Consider the following 19,165-nt stretch of genomic DNA (forward strand, 5'->3'; position numbering starts at 1 on the left):
GGGCGAGGACCTTGCCGAGCTCGACGCCCCACTGGTCGAAGGAGTCGATGTTCCACACGGCGCCCTGCACGAACACCTTGTGCTCGTACAGGGCGACCAACTGGCCCAGCACGGAGGGCGTCAGCTCACGGGCGAGGATCGTCGTCGTCGGGTGGTCGCCCTTGAACGTCTTGTGCGCCACCAGTTCCTCGGGCACGCCCTCGGCCCGCACCTCGTCCGGCGTCTTGCCGAACGCCAGCGCCTGCGTCTGGGCGAAGAAGTTCGCCATCAGCAGGTCGTGCTGGCCCTTGAGCCGGTCGCTCATCTCGGCGACGGGCTCGGCGAAACCGATGAAGTCCGCCGGGATCAGCTTGGTCCCCTGGTGGATCAACTGGTAGTAGGCGTGCTGCCCGTTGGTGCCCGGCGTGCCCCACACCACCGGCCCGGTCTGCCAGTCGACCTCGCGTCCGTCCCGCCCGACGGACTTGCCGTTGGACTCCATGTCCAACTGCTGGAGGTAGGCGGTGAACTTCGACAGGTAGTGGCTGTACGGCAGGACCGCGTGCGACTGGGCGTCGTGGAAGTTCCCGTACCAGATGCCCAGCAGGCCGAGCAGGAGCGGCACGTTGGACTCGGCGGGCGCGGTGCGGAAGTGCTCGTCGACGGTCCGGAAGCCGTCGAGCATCTCGCGGAAGCGGTCCGGGCCGATCGCGATCATCAGCGAGAGGCCGATCGCGGAGTCGTAGGAGTAGCGGCCGCCCACCCAGTCCCAGAACTCGAACATGTTGGCGGTGTCGATACCGAAGTCGGCGACCTTCCCCGCGTTGGTCGACAGCGCCACGAAGTGCCGGGCGACCGCTTCCGGGCCGGCCTTCAGCTCGGCGAGCAGCCATTCGCGCGCGGACGTGGCATTGGTGATCGTCTCGATCGTGGTGAAGGTCTTGGACGCGATGATGAACAGCGTCTCGGCCGCGTCCAGGTCGCGGGTGGCCTCGTGCAGGTCGGCGCCGTCCACGTTGGACACGAACCGCACGGTGAGGTCCCGGTCGGTGAAGGCGCGCAGCGCCTCGTACGCCATCGCCGGACCGAGGTCGGAGCCGCCGATGCCGATGTTCACGACGTTCTTGATCCGCCGGCCGGTGTGGCCGGTCCAGGCCCCGGAACGGACCCGTCCGGCGAAGTCCGCCATCTTGTCGAGCACGGCGTGCACCGCGGGGACGACGTTCTCCCCGTCGACCTCGATCACCGCGTCGCGCGGGGCCCGCAGGGCGGTGTGCAGCACCGCGCGGTCCTCGGTGGTGTTGATCCTCTCGCCGCGGAACATGGCGTCCCGCAGCCCGAACACGTCGGTCGCGGCGGCCAGCTCGCGCAGCAGCCGCAGCGTCTCGTCGGTGACGAGGTGCTTGGAGTAGTCGATGTGCAGGTCGCCGACCTGCAGCGTGTACCCCGTGCCACGGCCCGGGTCGGCGGCGAACAGCTCCCGCAGCCCCACACCGGCGAGCTCCTCACGATGCTCGGCCAGCGCGGTCCACTCGGGGGTCTGGTTGAGCCTGGTACGGCCGTCTGCGTTCATGTCCGACTTCAGCCTTCTTTCGTGCCTGTCCCAGCTGTTCCAACCTAATTGATCAGCGCGGGACGTGAGCCGTCGTGACGTCGGCGTCCGGCGCATCCACAGATACGTTCCGCTCGCGCCCGGGTATCAGCGCGAGGACGGACAGGACGAAGAAGGCCGCGGTGAGCAGGGCGGGTGTGTTCGGGCCCCAGGCGGTGGCGACGGCCCCGCCGAACAGGGCACCCAGGGGGGCGCCGGCCACGGCCAGGGTGCGGAAGGCGGAGGCGACCCGGCCGAGCCGGTCGGCGGGAGTCCGCCGTTGCATCAGCGTCGTGGTGTTGACGTTCCACACCATGCCCATGAAGCCGAAGACCGCGAGGGCCACCGCCAGCGCCGTCTGGCTGCGCACGGCGCCCATGACGACGAGCGCGCCGATCTGCACGAGCCCGGCGGCCAGAACGGCCCGGGTCAGCCCGAGCCGGGCGGTGATCGGCCCGTGCCCGAGCCCGCCCGCCAGGCTGCCCGCGGCGTACGCGGTGGAGGCGACGGCGTACCCGGTGGTGCCCGCGTCGAGCCAGCCGGTGACCAGGACGACCAGGGTGGCGACAAGGGCGCCCATCCCGACGTTGCACAGGGCGGTCGCGGCGCACAGGCCGCGCAGGACCCGGTCCCGCGACAGGGTGCGCAGCCCGTCGGCGATCTCCCGGCGCAGGGTGCTGCCCTCGGGCCGGGCCGCCCGGTCCGGCGGCGGGGTGCGCAGGGAGGCGACGAGGGCCGCGGCCAGCAGGAAGGTCGCCGCGTCGGCCAGGAAGGGGGCGGCGGCGCCGGCCATGAGCAGCAGCGGCACCGCGGGCGCCCCGAGCAGTCCGCCGGCGATCCGCTGCCCCGTCATCAGCCGGGCGTTCGCCGCGCCGAGCGCGTCCCGGTCGACGAGGGCGGGGAGCAGGGCCGTGGAGGCGTTGTCGAACAGGGTCTGGAGCGTGGTCAGGGTGAAGGCCAGGGCGATGAGCAGGCCGATCGAGGCGTGCCCGAGGGCCACGGCGACCGCGAAGGCGGCGACCAGGGCGCCCCGCAGGGCGTCCACCGTCCACATCGCGCGGCGCTGGTCGACCCGGTCGGCGACGGCGCCCCCGAGCAGGCCAAAGACGATCCACGGCAGATAGCCGCAGGCGGTGACCGCGGCGATCAGCAGGGGCCGGTCGGTCAGCGTCACGGCGAGCAGCGGCAGGGCGGCCGTACGGAGGGAGTCGCCGAAGCCGGAGAGCACGGCGGCACCCCACAGCCGTCCGAATCCGCCGCGCCAGGCGGGCGGCCGCACGCCCGTCTCCCCCGTCGTCGCCACAGGTCCCCCCTTCCCGGTGCATCGACGCGTCGACGTCGATGGGAACACCGTAGGGGGCACCACTGACAATCGGCCCGGAGCGCCGGCGGGCGAGGGCGACACGGCTCCGGCCGAGTGCCCTGGGGCGACTCGGCCGGTCGTCGATGTCTAGATCTCGCCCCGCAGTTTGGCGAGCGCCTCGGCGAGGATCGCCTCGCCGTCCGCGTCGCTGCGCCGCTCCCGTACATACGCCAGGTGCGTCTTGTACGGCTCGGTGCGCGGCGGGTCCGGCGGGTTGTCCCGGTCCTGTCCGGCGGGGAAGCCACAGCGGGGGCAGTCCCAGGTGTCGGGAACCTGCGCGTCGCTGGCGAAGCTGGGCTGCGTCTCGTGCCCGTTGGAGCACCAGAAGGAGATGCGCAGACGCGGTGCGGACTCGCCGCGCTCGGCCTCGCCCATCGGCCCCGCCCCGACCCGGCTTCCTCGGATCGCGTTGCCACTTGCCACGGTCGTAACTCCCTGCGTGATGGTGCCACAAAGCGAGTCGGCGTTTCGCTTCGCTGCGAGCGCCTCAGTCTACGTAAGGCCCAACGCGCGTCCAGTGATTGGAGTTACAAGCCCCCCACACCTAGACGCAAGCCCCATGATAGGCCGCGCTGAGCTGCGCGTACCGAACATGGGGCCTTACGTAAGGACGGTGTGTGCCGGTCAGTTGTTCACCTTGATCAGCATGCCCAGCACGACAATGCACGCGAACCACAGCAAACCGACCACCACGGTGATCCGGTCCAGGTTGCGCTCGGCGACGGAGGAGCCGCCGACGGACGACTGCATGCCGCCACCGAACATGTCGGAGAGGCCGCCGCCCTTCCCCTTGTGCATCAGCACCAGCAGCATCAGCAACCCGCTGAAGACGATCAGGGCGATCGAGAACCCCAAAACCACGGCTGGACCAACTCTCTCGGACTCGGATGAACGACGGGGGCACGGTAGCCGCGCGGAGCGAGCCACGCATCCAGGCCTACCATGCCCCCGCAAGGGTACGACGGATCGCCGCTACGGCCTACTCACTGGTCACGGAATCGCACGATCTTGACGAACTCGTCCGCGTCCAGGGAGGCACCGCCGACCAGGGCCCCGTCGATGTCGGCCTGCGCCATGATCTCGGCGACGTTGCCCGACTTCACGGAGCCGCCGTACTGGATGCGGACCTTGTCGGCCACGTCCTGTGAGTACAGCTCGGCGATCTTGCCGCGGACGGCGGCGCAGACCTCCTGCGCGTCCTCGGCACCGCAGACCTTGCCGGTGCCGATGGCCCAGACGGGCTCGTAGGCGATCACGATCGTCTCGGCCTGCTCGGCGGGGAGGTCCTTGAGACCGCCCTCGACCTGGGTGAGCGTGTGGTTGACGTGGTTGCCGGCCTCGCGGACGTCCAGCTCCTCGCCGACGCACAGGATCGGGGTCAGGCCGTGCTTGTAGGCGGCCTTCACCTTGGCATTGACGATCTCGTCGGTCTCGGCGTGGTACTGGCGGCGCTCGGAGTGGCCGACCGCCACGTACGTGCACTTCAGCTTGGCCAGCATGGACCCGGAGATCTCGCCGGTGTAGGCGCCGGAGTCCTGCGCGGAGATGTCCTGGGCGCCGTACTTGATCTTCAGCTTGTCGCCGTCGACCAGGGTCTGGACCGAGCGCAGGTCCGTGAAGGGCGGCAGGACCGCGACCTCGACGGCCTCGTAGTCCTTGTCGGCCAGGGCGAAGGCGAGCTTCTGGACGTGCGCGATGGCCTCGAGGTGGTTGAGGTTCATCTTCCAGTTGCCCGCCATCAGCGGCGTGCGCGTGCTCATAGAGAGTCAGTCCTCCAGTGCGGCGAGGCCGGGGAGCGTCTTGCCCTCGAGGTATTCGAGGGAGGCGCCGCCTCCGGTCGAGATGTGGCCGAATGCCGTCTCGTCGAAGCCCAGGGTACGGACGGCCGCGGCGGAGTCGCCGCCGCCCACCACGGTGAAGCCCTTGGAGTCGACGAGGGCCTGGGCGACCGCCTTGGTGCCCTCGGCGTAGTCGGGGTGCTCGAAGACGCCCATGGGGCCGTTCCAGAAGACGGTGGCGGCGTCGGCGAGCTTCGAGGCGTACAGCTTGCGGGTCTCCGGACCGATGTCCAGGCCCTCCTGGTCGGCGGGAATGGCGTCCGCGGCGACGGTCGTGGGGTGGGCCGGGGCCTTGGTCTTCAGGTCCGGGAACTCGGACGCGACCAGGACGTCGACCGGCAGCACGATCTCCACGCCGCTCTTCTCGGCGCGCTCCAGGTACTCGGTGACAGCCGGGATCTGGTCCTCCTGGAGGAGGGAGATGCCGACCTCGTACCCCTTGGCCTTGAGGAAGGTGTACGCCATGCCGCCGCCGATGAGCAGCCGGTCGGCCTTGCCGAGCAACTGGTCGATGACGGCGAGCTTGTCCGAGACCTTGGCGCCGCCGAGGGCGACGACGTACGGCCGCTGGACGTCGTCGGTGAGCTTCTTCAGGACGCCGACCTCGGTGGCGATGAGGTGTCCCGCGTAGTGCGGCAGCCGGGCCGGCAGGTCGTAGACCGAGGCGTGCTTGCGGTGCACCGCGCCGAAGCCGTCGCCGACGTAGACGTCGGCGAGCGCGGCGAGCTGGTCGGCGAAGGCGGCGCGCTCGGCGTCGTCCTTGCTGGTCTCACCGGCGTTGAAGCGCAGGTTCTCCACGACGGCGACCTGCCCGTCGGCGAGGCCCGCGACGACGCCCTGGGCCGAGTCGCCGATGGTGTCGGTCGCGAACGCCACGTCGGCGCCGAGGAGTTCACCGAGGCGCGCGGCGGCCGGGGCGAGGGAGAAGGCGGGGTCCGGGGCGCCCTTGGGGCGGCCCAGGTGGGAGGCGACGACCACGCGGGCGCCCGCCTCGGCGAGGGCCTTGACGGTGGGCAGCACGGCGCGGATGCGGCCGTCGTCGGTGATGGTGGTGCCGTCGAGCGGCACGTTCAGGTCGGCGCGGACGAACACCCGCTTGCCGGCGACGCCTTCGGAGAGAAGTTCGTCGATCGTCTTCATCTAGGGGACTCCTGGGAAGAGCTCGTGATCGCTCGGAAGCGCTCGTGATCCAACAGGTCTGTTCTGTACGTGAGTCAGGGCTCGGGCGGCGCGTCCCTGCGCCGTCCGAGCCCTGAACCTCACATCGAGGTGCCTGCTCTGGATATCAGAGCTGGTTGCCGACGAAGACCGTCAGGTCGACGAGGCGGTTGGAGTAGCCCCACTCGTTGTCGTACCAGCCGATGACCTTCACGTTCTTGCCCTCCTGGACCATGGTCAGGGAGGAGTCGAAGGTGCAGGACGCCGGGGCGTTGACGATGTCCGAGGAGACGATCGGGTCCTCGGTGTACTCGAGGATGCCCTTGAGCTCACCCTCGGCGGCCTTCTGGAAGACCGCGTTGACCTCTTCCTTGGTGACCTCGCGGCCGAGCTCCAGGACGAGGTCGGTGACCGAGCCGGTCGGGACCGGGACGCGCATCGCGATGCCGTCCAGCTTGCCCTTGAGCTGCGGCAGGACCAGCGCGGTGGCCTTCGCGGCACCCGTGGTGGTCGGGATGATGTTCTCCGCGGCGGCGCGGGCGCGGCGCAGGTCCTTGTGCGGGAAGTCCAGGATGCGCTGGTCGTTCGTGTACGCGTGGACCGTCGTCATGAGGCCCCGGACGATGCCGAAGTTCTCGTCGAGGACCTTCGCCATCGGCGCCACACAGTTGGTGGTGCAGGAGGCGTTGGAGATGACGTGGTGGTTCGCCGGGTCGTACTTGTCCTGGTTGACGCCCATCACGATGGTGATGTCCTCGTCCTTGGCCGGAGCCGAGATGAGGACCTTCTTGGCGCCGCCGGCGATGTGCTTGGCGGCGTCGTCCTTCTTCGTGAAGATGCCGGTCGACTCGATGACGATGTCGACGCCCAGGTCGCCCCACGGGATGTCGGCGGGGTTGCGCTCGGAAAGGACCTTGATGGTGTGACCGCCCACGGTGATCGTGTCGGCGGTGTGGCTGACCTCCTGCTTGAGACGACCCAGGATGGTGTCGTACTTCAGCAGGTGAGCGGTGGTCGCGGTGTCACCCAGGTCGTTGACAGCCACGATCTCGATGTCTGCACCCTGCTCCAGCAGCGCGCGGAAGTAGTTGCGACCGATACGACCGAAGCCGTTGATGCCTACGCGGATCGTCACGAACCGATCTCCTCGTTGGTACGCCGGCCATGCGGTGCCGGCGAGCTCTGTTTGGGATGTCCCCGACCGCCTCCGACCCTACCTCTCTGGAGCCGCCGTGGTGACATCCAGATGCCTCATACACGGCACGGCGGCCCGTACCCGTCAGTAGGGTACGGACCGCCCCGCCCTGGAGCCCGGATCGGCCGATCCGGTCAGGCTCCGTCGGGCGTGTGCCACCTCGGCGGGTTACCTCTCAAGTGAGGAAAATGCCTTTCCGATGAGCGCCTTTCGATCGGCCGCCGAGGGCAGGTGTTCCAGGCCGAAGCCGAGGAGCACCGTGTCGCGCGTGGTGACCGCGCCGTAGGTCTGGAACAGCGCTCCGGTGCGCGCCCAGTCCTTGAGGACGGCCGGGCTGCCCGGGGGCGGTCCGGCCGGGCTCCAGGCGCCGAGCGACGTCTCGAAGCCCTCCGTCTCCACCGCCGTGCCGCCGACGACGAGCGAGGCCTGGTCGGCGAGGACGCCGCGTCCGCCGGAGCCCGGGTCGGTGACATAGCTGAGGGAGACCTCGACGGACTTGCCGGCGTACGCGCTGAGGTCGAACTCGACCTGCTGCCAGCCGGCGGAGGCGCCGGTCAGCGCGTTCCAGCTTCCGCTGCTGCCGGACGCGGCGCAGCCCTGCGGGGACTGGGTCAGGTAGTGCGCGAGCCAGGGGTGCTCGTTCATGTAGAAGCCGGCCTCGCACTCCTCGGGCACGGTGGAGCTGGACGCGCCGTTCTTCTCCGGGAGTGTCGTCCAGTCCTCGGCCCCGGTGGTGTGGGCCTCGACCAGGACGTTGTCGTAGCCGGGCTCGACGTCCCACAGCAGCTGGGTGCGCAAGGTGGGCTGCTGGGCCGCAGTCACCCCGGTGAGGTCGACGGTCCTGGTCAGCCGCTTCCAGGCGTCGTCGGTGTGCACGGCGGCAGCCATCCAGGAGCCCGCGAACGGCCCGTAGGGATTGACCGTCCCCGCGAACCGGCCCGCTCCCTCGCTCGCGAACTGCGGGTACGTGGCGGCGGGCAGCTGGTCGGAGGTGACGCTGTAGCTCCCGGCCCGGTCGAGCGGGTTGCCGGGCGCGCCCGCGAGCGTGCCGGAGAACCCGGCGAGATCGCCGGACCCGGTGAAGCCGGTGGCGCCGGGCAGGGACGTACGGGAGTAGGCGCCCAGGTAGTACTGGCTGAAGTCGTTCGACAGGGTGCCGCCGCCCAGGTCGACGTTGCCGCCGGCCTGCTCACCGGCCTCCAGGAGCTTGCCGCCCTCGTTGAGGTAGGCGCGCAGCTGCAGCTGGGTGGCGTTGCCGGGGACGCCGGCGCCCGTGTAGTGGACGACGGTGTCGAAGTGGCCGAGCACACCGAGGGCGTCGGGCGCGCCCCGCTCGGCGACGTCCCACACGACGGCCCGGTGCCCGTTGGCCTTCAGGGCGTCCACGTACTTCTGCGCCTGCGGGGCTCCGGCGCCCTCCTCGGCGACCACGAGCACGTCCGCGCGCGGGCGTTCCGCGATCGTGTAGGTGAAGCGGGAGCTGGAGACCTTCTTGCCGTCGCGGGTCTCGCCGGTGAACCACACCTCGACCTTGTCGCCCTGGTCGCCGTCGAGGACCTTGGCGCGGTACTCGTCGAAGTAGAGGTTGTCCTCGCCGCCGAAGGTCTCGCCGCCCTTCCAGGGCCGCAGCGCCACGTCCCACGTACGGCCGCCGTTGACGCGGTACTTGAGCTCCTTGTCGCGCAGCGCCTTGCGGGCGACGACGGAGACCTCCTGGTCCGCGCCGCGCGCGTACGACGTGGTGAACGGCGCCGGGGTGAAGTCGGCGGCCTTCAGACCGAGCGAGGAGGCGGGCTGGTCGGGACGGTCGGCGCTCTCGGCGACGGAGAGCGCGAAGGGCACGTTCTTGGCGAACTCGTCCTGGATCAGCTTCTCGTCGTCGGGGAAGTTGAAGACCGACCGGCAGTCGCTCGCGTTCCACTGGTCGTTCGGGTCGATGTTCGACGCGGTCTGGCAGGTCGACATCTCGGGGGTGAACATCGCCAGGCCGTTGACGTTCGACGCGTGCCCGTCCGCCTCGCCGTTGGTCGTGTACAGCTCCGAGGAGACCTGCGGGTGGTAGCCCGGGATCGCGGAGTTCTCGGGGGTGCCGGCCAGCGCCTTGTACATCACGTCGTCGGGCGTGTTCGTGGCCACCTGCCACCCGACGCCATAGAGCAGGAGCTCGGCGGCGGAGTGGTAGTTGATGCCGTAGGTGAAGCCGACACGCTTCTGCAGGGCGTCGAGCGCCTTGGTCTCGGGCTCGGAGCCCGGGGACGCGCCGCGGTAGGTCTCACTGGTGGGGTTGGGGGACGAGCCCTCGTCGTCGTAACCCCACTTGTAGGCGAAGTTGCGGTTGAGGTCGACGCCGTCACCGGTGCTGATGACGCCGTCGCCGTTGACGTCCCGCAGGTTCTTGCGCCACAGCCGGGTGCCGGCGTCCTTGAAGGTGTGGTCGTAGCCGTCGGGGTTGGCCGAGAGGACGAACCACAGCTCGGTCGAGTCGACGATCTTCTTGACCCGCTTGTCCTTCTTGTAGTTGTCCAGGTAGTAGTGCATCAGGCGCCGGGTCATCTCCGGCGTGATCCACTCGCGGGCGTGCTGGTTGGACATGTACAGGACGGCGGGCTTGGAGCCGTCCTTGGACTTCGCGGCGTGCTTGGTCAGCTTCAGGGCCAGGATGTCCTGGCCGCGTAACGTCTTGCCGATGGAGACGACCTTGGTGAGGCCCGGGTTCTGCTGCCCGGTCCGGACGATCTCCTCCTTGAGCCCGCCGCTTCCGCTGTACGGGCGGAACACGCCCTCGGCGGCCTTCTCGGTGCGGGCCTCGGCTCGGGCGGTGACCTGGTGCTCGGTCAGGGCGACGCCCTGCTTGCGCAGTTTCCCGGCCTGTTCGTCGGTCAGATAGACCTCGACGGTGGCCTTGCCCTGGTCGGGTGCCTGCTCACTGAGTTCATGGCCGTCCTGGCCGGCCGCCAGCAGCAGGGGTACCTGCTGCTTGGTGACCTCGGCCCGGAAGACCTTCACTTCGCTCGGGTCGGTGTGGGGCGGATTCCCCGGTTGTGCCTGGGCGATGGGTGCGATACTCGCTCCCCCGACGAGGAGCGCGCCGACAGCGAGGATCGATCTCGCTCTGGGTCTCATGTACCCCCCTAGCAGTGTTTCGCCACAGCGACGAATGACTGCCAGGCTCATGCCACATCATGTCCTAGTCAAGAGTGCCGCAAAGAGCGACAAATGACGGTGCCGATGTCCCAAGTGGGCATCGGCACCTATCTTCTGACATGGGATCAGCTCAGGCCGTCATCCCACGAGGTTGTCGGCGAGTTCGTCGCTGAGATTGGCCTCGGTGCCCGGGATGCCGAGATCCTGGGCCCGCTTGTCCGCCATGGCCAGCAGACGGCGGATACGGCCCGCGACCGCGTCCTTGGTCAGCGGCGGGTCGGCGAGCGCGCCCAGCTCCTCCAGGGACGCCTGCTTGTGCTCCATGCGCAGCCGGCCGGCCGCGGCGAGGTGCTCCGGGACCTCCTCGCCGAGGATCTCCAGGGCGCGCTGCACCCGGGCCCCGGCGGCGACGGCAGCGCGGGCGGAGCGGCGCAGGTTGGCGTCGTCGAAGTTGGCGAGGCGGTTGGCCGTGGCCCGCACCTCGCGGCGCATCCGGCGCTCCTCCCAGGCCAGCACCGACTCATGGGCGCCGAGCCGGGTCAGCAGCGCGCCGATCGCGTCGCCGTCCCGGACGACCACGCGGTCCACGCCGCGCACCTCGCGGGCCTTGGCGGCGATGGACAGCCTGCGGGCGGCGCCGACCAGGGCCAGCGCGGCCTCGGGACCCGGGCAGGTCACCTCGAGCGAGGAGGAACGGCCGGGCTCGGTCAGCGAGCCGTGCGCGAGGAAGGCGCCGCGCCACGCGGCCTCGGCGTCGCACGTCGCCCCCGAGACCACCTGCGGGGGCAGCCCGCGGATCGGGCGCCCGCGGCCGTCGACCAGGCCGGTCTGCCGGGCCAGCTGGTCACCGCCCGCGACCACCCGAACGACGTAACGCGAGCCGCGCCGCAGCCCGCCGGGCGCCATGACGATCAGCTCGGAGCTGTGCCCGAAGATCTCCAGGATGTCCCGCTTGAGTCTGCGGGCCGCCATCGCCGTGTCGAGCTCCGCCTCGATCACGATGCGTCCGCTGACCAGGTGGAGGCCGCCGGCGAACCGCAGAATGGCGGAGACCTCCGCCTTCCTGCAGCAGGTCCGGGTGACGGGGAGCCGGGAGATCTCATCCTTCACCGCTGCCGTCATCGCCATGGGCCGATCCTTCCATGCATCCGAAAAATACGGTCGTACGCGGCGGCGAGGAGCTCCGGGTCGTGCCGGGGCGTCCCGTCCGTCCGGGCCACCGGGGCCAGCTCGACCGCGGCACCGAGCCGCTTCGCGGCCTCCGTGAGCACTTCGCGGTCGGGCACGGCGGCCTCGTCGGCCAGCACCACGTCCAGGGCGAGTTTAGGGGCGTGTCGTCCCAAAACCTCCAAATGACGCTGCGGGGAGAAGCCTTCGGTTTCTCCCGGCTGCGGGGCGAGGTTCAGGGAGAGTACCCGGCGCGCCTTCGTCTCGGTGAGGGCGTCCAGGAGTTCCGGCACCAGCAGGTGCGGGATGACGGACGAGAACCAGGAGCCCGGGCCGAGCACCACCCAGTCCGCGTCCCGTACCGCGGCGACGGCCTCGGGGACGGCGGGCGGGTCGGGCGGCACCAGGTGCACGGACTGCACCTCGCCCCGGGTGAGGGCGACGGTGGCCTGGCCCCGGACGGTGTCGACCTCGTCGGGTCGGTCCGGGTCGTGCCCCTTGACCAGGGCCTGCAGCTCCAGCGGCACCGCCGACATGGGCAGCACCCGGCCGTGCGCGCCGAGCAGTTTGCCGACCAGGTCGAGGGCCTGGACGTGGTCGCCGAGCTGCTCCCACAGGGCGACGATCAGCAGATTGCCGACGGCGTGGTCGTGCAGATCGCCCTGGGAGTGGAAGCGGTGCTGGATGACCCGGGACCAGGTCTGACCCCAGTCGTCGTCGCCGCACAGCGCGGCCAGCGCCTTGCGCAGATCACCGGGCGGCAGTACGCCCAGCTCGTCGCGCAGGCGCCCGCTGGAGCCGCCGTCGTCGGCCACGGTGACGACGGCGGTGAGGTCGCCGGTGATCCGGCGCAGCGCGGCGAGCGACGCCGACAGGCCCATGCCGCCGCCGAGGGCGACGACCTTGGGCTGGGCGCCGCGGCGGCGCGGCCGGCCGCCACGGGTCTCGGTGGTACGGCCGGCGCGGTCGGCGCGCCCTTCCGGCACCGCCCGGCGCAGCCTGCTCAGCCGCGGAGTACGTCCGGTCATTCCCGTCCCATGTCCCGGTGCACGACCACCGTCTCCACGCCCTCGGCCGCGAGACGCGCGGCGAGCTTCTCCGACATGGCCACCGAGCGGTGCTTGCCGCCCGTACAGCCGACGGCGATCGTCACATAGCGCTTGCCCTCACGACGGTAGCCCGCGGCAACCAGCTGGAGCATCTCGGCGTACCGGTCGAGGAACTCCTTGGCGCCGGGCTGGTTGAACACATAGGCCGCGACCTCCTCGTTCAGACCGGTGTAGGGGCGCAGCTCCGGGACCCAGTGCGGGTTGGGCAGGAACCGCATGTCCACGACCAGGTCGGCGTCGACGGGCAGGCCGTACTTGAAGCCGAAGGACATGACGGTGGCCCGCAGCTCGGGCTCCTCCTCGCCGGCGAACTGGGCGTCCATCTTCGCCCGCAGCTCGTGCACGTTCAGGCTGGAGGTGTCGATCACCAGGTCGGCGTCGCCGCGCAGCTCGCGCAGCAGCTCTCGCTCGGCGGCGATGCCGTCGACGATCCGGCCGTCCCCCTGCAGGGGGTGGGGGCGGCGCACCGACTCGAAGCGGCGCACCAGGGCGTCGTCCGAGGACTCCAGGAAGACGATCCGGCGGGTCACACCGCGCGCGTCGAGGTCCGAGAGGGACTCGCGGAGGTTGTCGAAGAACCGCCGGCCGCGGACGTCGACGACGACGGCGATCCGCGCCACGTTGCCCTGGGAGCGGGCGCCGAGCTCCACCATGGTGGGGATCAGCGCCGGCGGGAGGTTGTCGACGACGAACCAGCCGAGGTCCTCCAGGCACTTCGCGGCCGTGGAGCGGCCGGCTCCGGACATACCGGAGATGATCACCAGCTCGGGGATGGTCGTGTCGGGGACCCCGGCCTTCTCGCTGCCCGTACTCACCTGTGCTCCGTCTTTCTGGCGTGCGTCCTGCTGGGCGGGATCGTCTCCGGATTTCCTGTGCGGGTCCCGGGGCCCGGGATCTCGGTCGGCCATGGCCCCGGTGTCGTGCTCGTTCATGTCTCCTGCCCCCGTCGTTCGTCCGGGGCGCCCGCGGTCACGGGCTCCCCCGAGGCCCCCGTCGTGGGGTCGGGTGCCTCGTCCTCCATGATCTCTCCCGTCGCGGTGTTCACGGCGGGGGCGGCCGGGGCCGCCTGCGCGAGGGCCACGGCGATGGTCTCGGCCGTCTTGCGGCCTATGCCCGGCACCTCGCAGATCTGGTCGATGGTCGCGGACCGCAGCCTCTTCAGCGAACCGAAGTGCTTGATCAGCGCCTGCTTGCGGGTGTCGCCCAGACCGGGGATGTCGTCCAGCGGGCTCGACCGGAAGCGCTTGGAGCGCTTGGTCCGCTGGTAGGTGATCGCGAACCGGTGCGCCTCGTCACGGATGCGCTGGAGCAGATAGAGGCCCTCGCTGGTGCGGGGCAGGACGACCGGGTCGTCCTCGCCGGGGACCCAGACCTCCTCCAGCCGCTTGGCGAGGCCGCACACGGCGATGTCGTCGATGCCGAGCTCGTCCAGGGCCCGCTGGGCCGCCGCCACCTGCGGCTGCCCGCCGTCCACGACGACGAGCTGGGGCGGGTACGCGAAGCGCTTGGGCCGGCCGTCCTCGTCCTTGAGGCCGTCGGACAGCGGAGCCGAGGAGACGTCCGTGAGGGGACCCGAGCCGTCGTCCGCGCCGGTCCCTGCGGCCCCGGCGGCGCCGGCGGCGCCGTCGGGGCTCTCGCCGTCTGTCCACTCCCCCGTCCGCTCCTTCTCCGCGAGATAGCGCTTGAAGCGGCGGGTGATCACCTCGTGCATCGAGCGGACGTCGTCCTGGCCCTCGAAGCCCTTGATCTGGAATCTGCGGTACTCGCTCTTGCGGGCCAGGCCGTCCTCGAAGACGACCATGGAGGCCACCACGTCGTCGCCCTGCAGATGCGAGATGTCGTAGCACTCGATTCTCAGTGGGGCGCTGTCGAGCTCCAGGGCGTCGGCGATCTCCTCCAGCGCGCGGGAGCGGGTGGTCAGGTCGGAGGCGCGCTTGGTCTTGTGCAGGACGAGGGCCTGCTGGGCGTTGCGCTCGACGGTCTCCATGAGGGCGCGCTTGTCCCCACGCTGCGGCACGCGCAGCGAGACCTGGGCGCCACGCCGCCCCGACAGCCACTCCTGCACGGGCTCCACGGGGTCGGGCAGGGCCGGGACGAGGACCTCCTTGGGCACCGAGTCCCCGGTCTCCTCGCCGTAGAGCTGCTGGAGGGCGTGCTCCACGAGGGCGCCGGTGGTGATCTCCTCCACCTTGTCGGTGACCCAGCCGCGCTGGCCGCGCACGCGTCCGCCGCGGACGTGGAAGATCTGCACGGCCGCCTCCAGCTCGTCCTCGGCGACGGCGATCAGGTCGGCGTCCGTCGCGTCGGCGAGCACGACGGCGTTCTTCTCCATGGCCTTGCGCAGCGCCCCGATGTCGTCCCGAAGGCGCGCGGCGCGCTCGTACTCCATCGCCTCGGCCGCCTCCCCCATCTGCCGCTCCAGGCGGCGCAGATAGGTGCCGGTGCGGCCGGCCATGAAGTCGCAGAACTCTTCGGCCAGCTCCCGGTGGTCCTCGGCGGAGATCCGGTCGACGCAGGGGGCGGAGCACTTGCCGATGTAGCCGAGGAGGCAGGGCCGGCCGGTGCGGCGGGCGTTCTTGAACACGCCCGCCGAGCAGGTGCGCACGGGGAACACCCGCAGGAGCAGGTCGACGGTGTCCCGGATCGCCCACGCGTGCGCGTACGGCCCGAAGTACCTGACGCCCTTCTTCTTGTGACCGCGCATCACCTGCACGCGCGGATACTCCTCGTTCATCGTCACCGCGAGGTACGGGTAGCTCTTGTCGTCGCGGTACTTGACGTTGAACCGGGGGTCGTACTCCTTGATCCAGGAGTACTCCAGCTGCAGCGCCTCGACCTCGGTGGAGACGACGGTCCACTCCACGGACGCGGCGGTGGTGACCATCGACCGGGTGCGCGGGTGCAGGCCCGCCAGGTCCTGGAAGTAGTTCGCCAGGCGCTGACGCAGGCTCTTCGCCTTTCCGACGTAGATCACCCGGCGGTGCTCGTCGCGGAACCTGTACACCCCGGGCGAGTCCGGGATCTGTCCCGGCTTGGGGCGGTAGCTGGAGGGGTCGGCCATGTCTCACACCCTACTGGCGCGCGGTGACACTCCGGCGAGCCTGTGGACAACCGGACACCGTGATCATCGGGGCGGGCAGCAGGTGGGCGGCCCGCCCTCGCACCGGACGCCCTGGCCCCGTCACCCTCCGTCATGGGTGGCGGCGTCCGGACCGATGGGTCGGGACTCGGCCAGGACCGTACCGCCGTTGCGGCGCAAGTGTTGTCGGGGCCTGCCCGACACGCTTCAATGCGGGGGAACTCGGGGCCCTGAACGGCGGCTTACGGATGTGAAGACCCCCGCCACGCCCTCGCCGACGGGCCCGAGCCGTGTGAACGGTCCGACCAGCCGTTGTGCCACCACAGAAAGGCCCCTGCATGCCGCACGCCCCTCAGCACGCCGACATCGCCGCCGTCACCACCGCGGAGCTGGACACGGCCCTGCGAGGCGGCCCCTTCCACGTCGCCCTGCGTGCCGCCATCGCGGCACGGGGCCTGCCCCTGCAGCGGGTCCAGCACCATCTGTCCCGGCGCGGGGTGAAGGTCGGCGTGACCAGCCTGAGCTACTGGCAGCAGGGGGCCCGCCGGCCGCAGCGCCCGGAGTCCCTGCGTGCGGTGCGGGCGCTGGAGGAGATACTCCAGCTGCCCGAGGAGTCCCTGATCAGGCTGCTCGCCGAGGCCGACGGCCCGACCGCCCACCAGCGCCCGGCGGCCCGCTCCTACCGCTCCCTGGTGGAGGCGTCGGGCGTCCTGGAGCAGCTGCTGTCCGAGTTGGACAGCCCGCGCGGCGGCGGCCTGCACACACTGGCCCACCACGAACGGGTCCGCATCGGGCGGCGCCGCGAGCTGGCGGAGTCCGAGTCGCACCACATCGTGCGGGCCCACAAGGACGGCGTGGACCGCTTCGTGGCCGTCCACCACGGCGACCCGGGCTGTCAGCCGGAGCGCATGAGGGTGCACGCCCTGGAGAACTGCCGCACCGGGCGCGTGCGGCGGCACCAGGAGACCGGTGTCCTCGTCGCCGAACTGCTCTTCGGCACCCGGCTGCGGGCGGGCGAGACCCATCTCTTCCGGTACGGCGTGGAGGACGGCACGGCCGACGTCTCCCACGAGTACGCGCGGGGCTTCCCGCTCGCGGGCGGGCAGTACGCCCTGCAGGTCCGCTTCGCCGACGAGTCCCTGCCCGTGGCCTGTCACCGGTTCTCCCAGCACTCGGCGGCGGCGCCCCGCGGCGGCCGGCAGCGACTGGTCCCGAGCGCCCAGCACCGTTCCGTCCACCTGGTCGAGCAGCGGGTGCGGACGGGGATCGTGGGGATCGGGTGGGCCTGGGAGTGAGACCGCTGCCCGTTTCCCGCGGTCGGCGGGTCCGGGTGACGTAAACGCTTGCGCAAGCGTTTACGTCGATTCCTCCATGCGTTACCGTCCGGACGAAGAAGCCGGAGCGGGTGGTCCGAGCGGGAGGAGTCACCATGGCGACCATGGCCGACGTCGCGCGCAGCGCCGGTGTGTCCGTGGCGACCGTCTCCCATGTCGTGAACGGCACCCGGCCCGTGCTCCCCCACACCCGTCGGGCCGTGTTGGACGCGATGGACGAGCTCGGCTACACGCCCAACACCCTCGCGCGCTCCCTGGTGACCTCGCGCACCCGCTCCATCGGGCTCGCCGTGTCGGCGATCAGCAACCCCTACTTCACGGAGATCCTCCAGGGCGTCGAGGCGGCGGCCCTGGAGCACGGGTACGGCCTGCTCCTCGCCGACCCGCACGACGACCCGCACCATGAGCGCAAGGTCGTCCAGCTGCTGCACGAACGCCGGGTCGACGGCATGATCGTCGCCCCGTCGCCCGACCCGCGCGAACTGCTCGCCTACCTGGGGCGCCACAAGGTGCCGGCCGTCCTGCTCGACCGGGTCGTCGACCTTCCGGCGGACGGCTCCCTCGTGTGCGACCAGATCTGTGCCGAGAGCGCCGCGCCGATGGCCCGGCTCGTCACGCATCTCGCCGGGCTCGGCCACCGCCGGATCGGCATGGTCGCCGGCCTTCCGGGGCTGAGCACCACCGTGGAGCGGCTCGCCGGGTACCGGGACGGTCTGGCGTCCTTTGGGCTCGCCTACGACGAGGGGCTGGTCGTGCACGGCGACTCCGCGTCCCGGGGCGCGGAGCAGGCGACCGCCGCGCTGCTGGCCCTCGCCTCGCCGCCGACCGCGCTGGTCACCGCCAACAACGCCATGACCATCGGCGCCCTGCGCGCCCTGCGCGACCACGGCCTCTCGGTGCCCGGCGACATCGCCCTGTGCTGCTTCGACGACTTCGCCTGGGCCGATCTGTTCTCGCCCCGGCTCACCGCGATCGCCCAGCCCAGCAGGGACATCGGCGCCGAGGCGGTCCGCGTGCTCCTGGACCGGCTCGCGGAACCGGCCGCGCCCGCCCGGACCCTGCGTCTGCCCAGCACCTTCGTGCACCGCACCTCGTGCGGATGTGCCGAACAGCCCCTGACGTCCGTGAAAGGAACCCCCTCGTGATCGTCGTCGCCGGTGAGGCTCTGATCGATCTGGTGCCGCAGGGCACGGGCGCCCTCGCCCCTCTGCGGCCGGCGCTCGGCGGAGGCCCGTACAACACCGCCGTCGCCCTCGGCCGGCTCGGGTCCCCCACCGCCTTCTGCTCCCGGACGTCCCTCGACGCCTTCGGGGAGGCCCTGCTCGACGGGCTCCGGGAGGCGGGGGTGGACGTGACGGCCGTGCAGCGCGGTCCGGAACCGACCACGCTGGCGGTTGCGACCATCGACGCCAAGGGGTCGGCCGCCTACTCCTTCTACGTCGAGGGCACCGCCGACCGGCTCTTCTCGGCGCCCCCGGAGCTGCCGGAGCGGACCCGCGCGGTGTCCTTCGGGACCTGTTCGCTCGTCCTGGAACCGGGGGCGAGTGCCTACGAGGAGCTGATGCGCAGGGCGGCCGGGCAAGGGGTGTTCACCGCGCTCGACCCGAACATCCGGGCAGGTCTGATACCGGACCCGGACGCCTACCGGGCCCGGTTCGAGGGCTGGCTGCCGTCGGTGTCGCTGCTGAAGCTGTCCGAGGAGGACGCGGCGTGGCTGGGTGGGACGCCGCGTGAGTGGCTGGCCGCGGGACCGGCGGCCGTCGTGATCACTCGGGGCGGGGACGGGCTCACCGCCTATACGCGGGACGGGGCGGTGCACTCCGTGCCGGGCGAGGCCGTCGAGGTGGTGGACACGATCGGCGCGGGCGACACGGTGAACGCGGCCCTGCTCCATGGGCTGGCCGCCGAGGACGCGCTGTCCGCCGACGCGCTCGTGGGACTGGGCGCGGAGGGCTGGACGCGGCTGCTGCGGTTCGCGGCGCGGGCTGCCGCGATCACCTGCTCCCGGGCGGGGGCGGAACCGCCGTACGCCGCCGAACTGGCGGACTGGGACGGGGCTTCGGCCGGGGACTTCGCCGGGGGCGTCTGAGAAGGGCGTGCTCGTGCGCCTCTGTCTCTTCTCTGTCGTGCGCTGTTGAGGAGTCAAAGACCGGCGCGGTCCCCTGGGTGGGGCCGCTGATGATCCAACGGGCGGCGCCCCGCGGGAAG

Annotated in this window: 15 protein-coding genes; 3 read left to right on the forward strand and 12 right to left on the reverse strand. The window is 71.1% G+C overall.

Annotated elements, in window-relative coordinates; translation table 11 throughout:
* From pgi to uvrC, 12 genes are all read right to left on the reverse strand, one after another.
* Positions 1-1,552 (reverse strand): glucose-6-phosphate isomerase (gene pgi, locus ACFV46_RS33190; protein ID WP_385500927.1); only part of this gene is annotated, 1,552 nt, incomplete at its 3' end.
* A gap of 52 nt (positions 1,553-1,604) precedes the next feature.
* Positions 1,605-2,873, reverse strand: a complete 1,269-nt coding sequence (locus ACFV46_RS33195; RefSeq protein ID WP_385500929.1) for an MFS transporter — start codon at positions 2,871-2,873, stop codon at positions 1,605-1,607.
* A 147-nt stretch (positions 2,874-3,020) separates the two neighbouring features.
* Entirely contained in the window at positions 3,021-3,356 is a 336-nt protein-coding gene (locus tag ACFV46_RS33200; protein WP_003957010.1) for an RNA polymerase-binding protein RbpA, read from the reverse strand.
* A gap of 201 nt (positions 3,357-3,557) precedes the next feature.
* Positions 3,558-3,788 (reverse strand): preprotein translocase subunit SecG, encoded by a 231-nt coding sequence (secG, locus tag ACFV46_RS33205; protein WP_055621472.1) that lies wholly within the window; start codon positions 3,786-3,788, stop codon positions 3,558-3,560.
* 128 nt (positions 3,789-3,916) lie between these two features.
* Complete coding sequence (gene tpiA / locus ACFV46_RS33210) at positions 3,917-4,693, reverse strand: triose-phosphate isomerase (protein ID WP_361936931.1); 777 nt, start codon at positions 4,691-4,693, stop codon at positions 3,917-3,919.
* A gap of 6 nt (positions 4,694-4,699) precedes the next feature.
* Positions 4,700-5,911 (reverse strand): phosphoglycerate kinase, encoded by a 1,212-nt coding sequence (locus tag ACFV46_RS33215; protein WP_385500930.1) that lies wholly within the window; start codon positions 5,909-5,911, stop codon positions 4,700-4,702.
* A 145-nt stretch (positions 5,912-6,056) separates the two neighbouring features.
* Positions 6,057-7,064, reverse strand: a complete 1,008-nt coding sequence (gene gap, locus ACFV46_RS33220; RefSeq protein ID WP_361936935.1) for a type I glyceraldehyde-3-phosphate dehydrogenase — start codon at positions 7,062-7,064, stop codon at positions 6,057-6,059.
* 228 nt (positions 7,065-7,292) lie between these two features.
* On the reverse strand, positions 7,293-10,247 hold the full coding sequence (locus ACFV46_RS33225; RefSeq protein WP_385500931.1) for a M14 family zinc carboxypeptidase: 2,955 nt from the start codon (positions 10,245-10,247) through the stop codon (positions 7,293-7,295).
* 159 nt (positions 10,248-10,406) lie between these two features.
* Positions 10,407-11,396 carry a DNA-binding protein WhiA gene (whiA, locus tag ACFV46_RS33230; RefSeq protein ID WP_055621477.1) on the reverse strand — a complete coding sequence of 330 codons (990 nt, stop codon included), beginning with the start codon at positions 11,394-11,396 and terminating at the stop codon, positions 10,407-10,409.
* Positions 11,387-12,463 (reverse strand): uridine diphosphate-N-acetylglucosamine-binding protein YvcK, encoded by a 1,077-nt coding sequence (gene yvcK, locus ACFV46_RS33235; protein WP_385500932.1) that lies wholly within the window; start codon positions 12,461-12,463, stop codon positions 11,387-11,389. The genes whiA and yvcK overlap by 10 nt, the downstream gene beginning before the upstream one ends.
* Complete coding sequence (rapZ, locus tag ACFV46_RS33240) at positions 12,460-13,476, reverse strand: RNase adapter RapZ (protein WP_385500933.1); 1,017 nt, start codon at positions 13,474-13,476, stop codon at positions 12,460-12,462. Before rapZ ends, yvcK begins: the two co-directional genes overlap by 4 nt.
* Positions 13,473-15,605 (reverse strand): excinuclease ABC subunit UvrC, encoded by a 2,133-nt coding sequence (gene uvrC, locus ACFV46_RS33245; RefSeq protein ID WP_385500935.1) that lies wholly within the window; start codon positions 15,603-15,605, stop codon positions 13,473-13,475. Before uvrC ends, rapZ begins: the two co-directional genes overlap by 4 nt.
* Before the next feature lie 356 nt (positions 15,606-15,961).
* On the opposite strand from uvrC, the gene ACFV46_RS33250 reads away from it, so the two are divergent.
* The 3 genes from ACFV46_RS33250 to ACFV46_RS33260 all read left to right on the forward strand — a co-directional run bounded on the left by ACFV46_RS33250 (position 15,962) and on the right by ACFV46_RS33260 (position 19,046).
* Complete coding sequence (locus tag ACFV46_RS33250) at positions 15,962-16,918, forward strand: hypothetical protein (RefSeq protein WP_385500936.1); 957 nt, start codon at positions 15,962-15,964, stop codon at positions 16,916-16,918.
* A gap of 134 nt (positions 16,919-17,052) precedes the next feature.
* Positions 17,053-18,102 carry a LacI family DNA-binding transcriptional regulator gene (locus ACFV46_RS33255; protein ID WP_385500937.1) on the forward strand — a complete coding sequence of 350 codons (1,050 nt, stop codon included), beginning with the start codon at positions 17,053-17,055 and terminating at the stop codon, positions 18,100-18,102.
* Complete coding sequence (locus ACFV46_RS33260; RefSeq protein ID WP_361936949.1) at positions 18,099-19,046, forward strand: carbohydrate kinase; 948 nt, start codon at positions 18,099-18,101, stop codon at positions 19,044-19,046. The genes ACFV46_RS33255 and ACFV46_RS33260 overlap by 4 nt, the downstream gene beginning before the upstream one ends.
* Positions 19,047-19,165 lie beyond the last annotated feature (119 nt).

It is taken from the genome of Streptomyces sp. NPDC059852, from assembly GCF_042731455.1.
Taxonomy (GTDB): Bacteria; Actinomycetota; Actinomycetes; order Streptomycetales; family Streptomycetaceae; genus Streptomyces.